At 45.4% G+C, this 471-nt stretch carries 1 protein-coding gene; it reads left to right on the forward strand.

Going from position 1 to position 471, the window contains the following annotated elements; genetic code table 11:
• Window positions 1-455, forward strand: a 455-nt coding sequence (locus tag C1I98_RS46590) for an aminoacyl--tRNA ligase-related protein (RefSeq protein WP_111172255.1), incomplete at its 5' end; no start/stop codon positions are given.
• Window positions 456-471: the final 16 nt, after the last annotated feature.

Here is a 471-nt window from a genome sequence, read left to right on the forward strand (position 1 = left end):
GTATGCACCAATTCAACAAGGTTGAAATGGTTAAGTTTACGAAGCCTGAGCAATCATACCAAGCTTTGGAAGGTATGACGGCAAATGCTGAAAACATCTTGCAAAAGTTGAACTTGCCATATCACGTCATCACGTTGTCAACGGGAGACATGGGCTTCTCAGCTGCGAAGACATACGATTTGGAAGTTTGGATGCCTGAACAAGACATCTACCGTGAGATTTCATCTGTATCAAACACAGAGGCCTTCCAAGCGCGTCGTGCCCGTATTCAATACCGTGATGAAGAAGGTAAGTTGCAATTCGTTCACACGTTGAACGGATCAGGGTTGGCAGTTGGTCGTACGGTTGCTGCAATCTTGGAAAACTACCAAAACGCAGACGGTACAGTGACGATTCCAGAAGTGCTACGTCCATACTTTGGCGCAGACAAGATCGTCCCTGAAGACACGTTGTAATAATAACTAATTACCC

The sequence above is a fragment of the Spongiactinospora gelatinilytica genome, from assembly GCF_003236385.1.
Taxonomy (GTDB): Bacteria; Actinomycetota; Actinomycetes; order Streptosporangiales; family Streptosporangiaceae; genus Spongiactinospora; species Spongiactinospora gelatinilytica.